5 protein-coding genes are annotated in these 4680 nt (G+C 66.3%); 3 read left to right on the top strand and 2 right to left on the bottom strand.

What is annotated here, in order from left to right:
* Nucleotides 1-150: 150 nt before the first annotated feature.
* Nucleotides 151-693, bottom strand: coding sequence for a methylated-DNA--[protein]-cysteine S-methyltransferase (locus AC1VNY_RS42060; protein ID WP_482409604.1), 543 nt, complete (start codon nt 691-693; stop codon nt 151-153).
* Nucleotides 694-837: 144 nt separating this feature from the next.
* On the opposite strand from AC1VNY_RS42060, the gene AC1VNY_RS42055 reads away from it, so the two are divergent.
* On the top strand, nt 838-1647 hold the full coding sequence (locus AC1VNY_RS42055; protein ID WP_482409603.1) for an alpha/beta fold hydrolase: 810 nt from the start codon (nt 838-840) through the stop codon (nt 1645-1647).
* A gap of 169 nt (nt 1648-1816) precedes the next feature.
* Here AC1VNY_RS42055 and AC1VNY_RS42050 read toward each other — a convergent pair whose 3' ends face one another.
* Entirely contained in the window at nt 1817-2272 is a 456-nt protein-coding gene (locus AC1VNY_RS42050; RefSeq protein ID WP_028341912.1) for a carboxymuconolactone decarboxylase family protein, read from the bottom strand.
* Between the two features lie 110 nt (nt 2273-2382).
* Here AC1VNY_RS42050 and AC1VNY_RS42045 point away from each other — a divergent pair, with 110 nt between their 5' ends.
* Together AC1VNY_RS42045 and AC1VNY_RS42040 are read left to right on the top strand one after the other, a co-directional pair.
* Nucleotides 2383-3249, top strand: coding sequence for a sigma-70 family RNA polymerase sigma factor (locus AC1VNY_RS42045; protein WP_482409602.1), 867 nt, complete (start codon nt 2383-2385; stop codon nt 3247-3249).
* Between the two features lie 64 nt (nt 3250-3313).
* Entirely contained in the window at nt 3314-4564 is a 1251-nt protein-coding gene (locus AC1VNY_RS42040) for a M20/M25/M40 family metallo-hydrolase (protein WP_482409601.1), read from the top strand.
* Nucleotides 4565-4680: the final 116 nt, after the last annotated feature.

The following is a 4680-nucleotide window of genomic DNA, read 5'->3' as shown; positions in this document are numbered from 1 at the left end:
GGTCGACGCGAATGAAATGAGCGGCGGGGTGGGGTGGAAGTCTCTCGTATCGGGTGCTGCCCGTGTTGAGAGATCACCCCACCCCGTCTCACACTGCGCTGCGCTTCGTGTGAGCCGACCCTCCCCCTCCAGGGGAGGGTGACTTCCGCTCTAATCAAACAAACTCGGCGTGTGGTTCACGATCGCGCCTTCGATCTGCAGCATCTTCAGCTTGGTGACCACGCCGCCATTGGCCGAGAAGCCGCCCGGTTTGTTGCCCGCCGCCAGCACGCGGTGGCAGGGCACCACGATTGGGCACGGGTTGCGACCGAGCGCCTGGCCGACGTCGCGCGACAGCTCGACGCCGCCGAGCTGCTTGGCGATGTCGCCATAGGTCACGGTCTTGCCCGGCGGAATCTTCCGCGCGATGTCGTAGACGCCGCGGTTGAATTCCGGCACGCCGTCGAGATCGAGCACGATGTCGGCGAGGTCGTTCGGCTTGCCGGCGAGCAGCTCGATCATACCGTCGATCGCGTGCTGCACCTCGGCCGGCGGCGCCGCCTCGGTGACGTCGCCGTTGCGCTGGAAAATCCGCTTGCGGGTCTTCTCCTCGGTGCCCATCGGCAGCTGCACGCCGGTGACGCCGTGCTCGCCCCAGACGACGCCGCAGGCGCCGATCATGGTCTCGAAGATTGCAAAATGCTGGCCGGTCATGGCTCGCTCCAGATGTTCCCTTCAGCTCTCGCGTGAGCTTGCTGTTGATCCGGAATCTAGGCTTGGAGAATGTTGCTATCCACCCGAATTCCGTGGGAACTTCGGCCAAATCAACAACATCTACCTCCTCTCCGCGAGCCCAAAATGCACAGCCTCCACGTCAACGGTTTCGACATGCCCTATCTCGATATTGGTCAGGGCCCGCCGCTGGTCTGCGTGCACGGCTCGCTGTGCGACTTCCGGATCTGGTCGGCGGTGCTCGGCCCGCTGACGCGCCGGCACCGCGTGATCGCGGTCAGCCTGCGGCATTTCTTCCCGGCGCATTGGGACGGCGTTGGCGACACCTATTCGATCGCACAGCATGTCGATGATGTGATCGCCTTCATCGAGAAATTCGACGCCAGACCGGTCGACCTGATGGGGCATTCCCGCGGCGGCCACATCTGCTTCCGCGCCGCGCAGCGGCGGCCCGACCTGCTGCGCAAGCTGATCCTCGCCGAGCCGGGCGGCGAGCTCGACGAGACCCTTGATCCAGATTTCAAGCCGGGCCCCTCGCCGCTGGCAGCACGCTTCGCGGCATGTGCGGCGGAAATCGCCAAAGGCGATATCGACGGCGGCTTGCAGATCTTCATGGACGCGCTCGAAGGCCCCGGCGCGTGGAAGCGGATTCCGGCAACCTCCAAGCAGCTGCTGCGCGACAATGCGACCACGCTGATCGGCCAGACCCGCGACCAGCGCCCGCCATTCTCGAAGGCGGACGCGGAAGCGATCAGGATACCGACGCTCTTCATCGGCGGCGCCAACACCAAGGGCATGCTGCCGAAGGTGCTGCACGCGCTCGCCGCCAATGTGAGGGCCGCACGCACCGAGATGATCCCGGGCACCACGCATCCGATGTTCGAGCAGGCGCCGCAGCGCTACTGCGAGATCGTGCTGGAGTTCTTGGCGAGCTAGCGGTGTACCCTCTCCCCTTGTGGGAGAGGGTGGCGCGATGACGCGCAGCGACATCGTGCCGGGTGAGGGGTCTGTCTCCGCGGAGACAGACCCCTCACCCGCCACCGATGCGACACATCGGTGGCGGCCTCTCCCACAAGGGGAGAGGCGAAGCAAGAAAGCTACTCTCTCACACCTTCCAGGCGCCGACCGGCTGGCGGACGGCGACGTTCAGCCGGTTCCAGACGTTGATCGCCGCTATGCCGAGCACCAGGGACGCGAGCTGCTGCTCGTCAAAGTGCTTGGCCGCTTCATCCCACACCGCGTCCGTCACCGGATCCTCGCGGTCGCTGAGCCGGGTCACCGCTTCTGTCAGCGCCAGCGCGGCGCGCTCGGCCTCGGTGAAATAAGGCGCATCGCGCCATGCGCCGACCGCGAACAGCCGCTCGTCGGTCTCGCCGGCGCGCCGGGCGAGTTTCGGGTGCATGTCGACGCAGACGCTGCAGCCATTGATCTGGCTGGCGCGCAGATGCACCAGTTCCAGCAGCTTTTCCGGCAATGCCGGTTTGGTGCTCTCGCTCAGCGCCTGCAACGCCTTCATGGCCTCGGGAACAACCATCACCGGGTGATTCATGCGAGCTTTCATCATGTCATTCTCCTGATTTGCCTTTTGACGGCGCCGCGCCGATCTGTTGTCACATCGGCGCGGTCTCGTTCGTCATGGCCATGACGGAGCGGACAAAGGGAATGTGACCGATGGACGAGAAAAATTCTCTCACCGAACAGTTCGAGGCCAACCGGCCGCGCTTGCGGGCGGTTGCCTATCGCATGCTGGGCTCGACCGCCGAAGTCGACGATGCCGTGCAGGAAACCTGGCTGCGGCTCGGCCGCACCGACGCCGCTGCGGTCGACAATCTCGGGGGATGGCTGACCACGGTGATCGCGCGCATCTGCCTCGACATGCTGCGCTCGCGCAAATCGCGCCGCGAGGAGCCGATCGGCCCCCATGTGCCGGAGCCGGTCGCGGACAATCCGTCCGAGCGCGAGACCGAGATGGCCGATTCCGTCGGCGCGGCGTTGCTCGTGGTGCTGGAAACGCTGGCACCGGCCGAACGGCTGGCGTTCGTGCTGCACGACATGTTCGCGGTGCCGTTCGAGGAGATCGCGCCGATCGTCGGCCGCACGCCGGCCGCCGCGCGGCAGCTCGCCAGTCGTGCCAGGCGTCGCGTGCAGGGCACGCCCCCCGCACCGGATGCCGATCTCAGCCGGCAGCGCGGCATCGTCGAGGCCTTTCTTGCCGCATCCCGCAACGGCGATTTCGAAGGGCTGCTGGCCGTGCTGGCGCCGGATGTCGTGGTGCGCGCCGATCAGGCCGCGCAGCGGCTCGGGTCGCTGCCGGTGATCCGCGGTGCCGCAGTGGTGGCCGAAAGCTTCAAGGGACGCGCACAGGCAGCGAAGCCCGCGCTGGTCGACGGCGAGATCGGCGTCGCCGTCATCTTCGGCGGCGCGCTGCGCATCGTGCTGCGGGTCACGATCTCGGGCGACCGGATCGCGGCGATCGATGCAACCGCCGATGCCTCGGAGATCGAGACCTTCGATGTCGAGATGCTCGAGCGCAGCTGACACAGCTGGAGGCCGACAAGTCGCAATGCTAGTGTCTCCCTGCATCTGCGCAGGGAGGACGATCATGAAACTATCCATCAAATTGCTCGCGTCGGCCGGCCTGCTCGCCCTTGCCTCCTCCTCCGCCTTTGCCGCCACAGACGAGAAGCTGCGCGCGGCCGCCGAGCAGGCCCAGCCGGCGGTGATCGAGAGCCTGCACGACATGGTGCGGATCGAGTCGGGCTCCAGCGATGTCGAAGGCCTGAAGAAGATGGCCGACTACACCGAGGCGCGGCTGAAGGCGCTCGGCGCCAGGACCGAACGCCGCAAGACCACGAAGGGCGCCGGTGCCGACATGGTGATCGGCAGCTTTGAGGGCACCGGCAGCAGGAAGCTGATGCTGATCGCGCATATGGATACGGTGTATGAGCACGGCATCCTCGACACCCAGCCCTACAAAATCGACGGCACCAGGATCTACGGACCCGGTATTGCCGACGACAAGGGCGGCATCGCCGTCATCCTGCATTCACTGAAGATCCTGAACGATGCGGGCTGGCGCGACTACGCCAAGCTCACGGTGTCGTTCAATCCGGATGAGGAGGTCGGCTCGATCGGCTCCGGCGAGATCATCGCCGAGCTCGCCGACCAGCACGATGTGGTGCTGTCCTGCGAGCCGACGGTGGCGCCGCCGGTCGCGAAAAATGAGAGCCTGCTGCTCGGCGCCAGCGGCACCGCTACCGGCACGATCGATGTCAAGGGCAAGGCCTCGCATGCCGGCGCGGCGCCGCAGCTCGGCCGCAACGCGCTAATCGAGCTCGCGCATCAATTGCTGCAGACCCAGGACGTCGCGAAATCGATTCCGGGCACGCAGCTGAACTGGACCACCGCGAAGGCCGGCACCGTGCGCAACCAGATCCCCGATCACGCCACCGCCGGTGCCGACATCCGCCTCACCATTCCCGACGGCGTGCAAAAGCTGCAGGCCGCGCTCGACGAGAAGGTGAAGAACAGACTGATCGCGGACACCGAGGTGACCGTGAAGGTCGTCGCGGGCCGCCCGCCTTTCGTGGCTGACGATCGCGGCCGCGCGCTCGCAAGGCAGGGACAGGCGATCTACACCGAGCTCGGGCGCACGCTCGACATCGCGGAAATGACCGGCGGCGCGACCGACGCCGGCTACGCCGCGCGCAGCGGCAAGGCCGTCGTGGTCGAGAGCTTCGGCCTCGCCGGCTGGGGCTATCACGCGCGCGACGAATACATCGACACCAACTCGATCGTGCCGCGGCTCTATCTGATGACGCGGACGCTGATGGAGCTGGGCAAGGCGAAGTAGCGGGGCGCGGAGGCGCAGCAGCATCCTTTGAAAGAGCGCGCCAATCTTTAGCGCCGGCGCCCCGCGCATCCGGCGGAGGTCTAATCAAGTGAGGTGAGCACATCGGTTAGGCTCCC

The organism is Bradyrhizobium ferriligni (assembly GCF_056837965.1).
This window is presented reverse-complemented; position numbering and strand designations above follow the sequence as displayed.

What these genes read in the sequence shown, in the direction of transcription:
- AC1VNY_RS42055 (WP_482409603.1), top strand. Translation starts at nt 838, where the DNA reads ATGCACAGCCTCCACGTCAACGGTTTCGACATGCCCTATCTCGATATT.
- AC1VNY_RS42045 (WP_482409602.1), top strand. Translation starts at nt 2,383, where the DNA reads ATGGACGAGAAAAATTCTCTCACCGAACAGTTCGAGGCCAACCGGCCG.
- AC1VNY_RS42040 (WP_482409601.1), top strand. Translation starts at nt 3,314, where the DNA reads ATGAAACTATCCATCAAATTGCTCGCGTCGGCCGGCCTGCTCGCCCTT.
- AC1VNY_RS42060 (WP_482409604.1), bottom strand. Translation starts at nt 693, where the DNA reads ATGACCGGCCAGCATTTTGCAATCTTCGAGACCATGATCGGCGCCTGC.
- AC1VNY_RS42050 (WP_028341912.1), bottom strand. Translation starts at nt 2,272, where the DNA reads ATGAAAGCTCGCATGAATCACCCGGTGATGGTTGTTCCCGAGGCCATG.